Raw genomic sequence first — 644 nt, 5'->3', positions numbered from 1 at the left:
ACTATCTTATAGCTTTTTAGCAAAATAACGTTTATTTCGTTCTAGACTTTTAAAAACAATACTTTATCAACTATAGATTTGCTCTATTTGACCATTGAGCTAAATACAGTATCGATAGCCTTTATTGTTTGTTCGATTTCAGCAGTCGTGAGCGTGGGATGGACTAGGAACATGAGACTACTCTCTCCTAACTGCTTTGCCATTGGCAATCTAATGCTTGGACGCAACCCTGTATCATCGAAAGCCTTTTCTAAATAAACTTCTGACGCAGATCCAGAAAAACAAGGTACGCCTTGATGATTAATCGCTTCAATAATGCGATCACGTGTCCAGCCATTAGCTAGGTTTTCTTGTTGCACATAGACATATAACTTATAGTAAGCGTGGTTCGTATTTGAGAGCTCCGCTAAATGCTCTAGTCTCGGTACATAAAGGTAGCCTTTGGCCTCCCATTTGCTACAGGCCTCTAGTATGGCTTGCGCATTAGCAGCCCGTTTGGCTGTCCACTCACTCATTTTCTCCAGTTGGATACGTCCTATGACCCCTTGTAATTCAGTCATACGCCAGTTGGTTCCAAAGCTCTCATGGAGCCAGTTGTAACCAGGTGATTGCTCAGTTTCATAGACTGCAGCATAACTCTTACC

At 41.8% G+C, this 644-nt stretch carries 1 protein-coding gene; it reads right to left on the bottom strand.

Features of this window, described 5'->3' with window-relative positions; translation table 11 throughout:
• Positions 1-83 precede the first annotated feature (83 nt).
• Positions 84-644, bottom strand: a 561-nt coding sequence (locus ACS8FC_RS18445; RefSeq protein ID WP_439297859.1) for a DegT/DnrJ/EryC1/StrS family aminotransferase, incomplete at its 5' end; no start/stop codon positions are given.

This window comes from Psychrobacter sp. 1Y4, from assembly GCF_051847555.1.
This window is presented reverse-complemented; position numbering and strand designations above follow the sequence as displayed.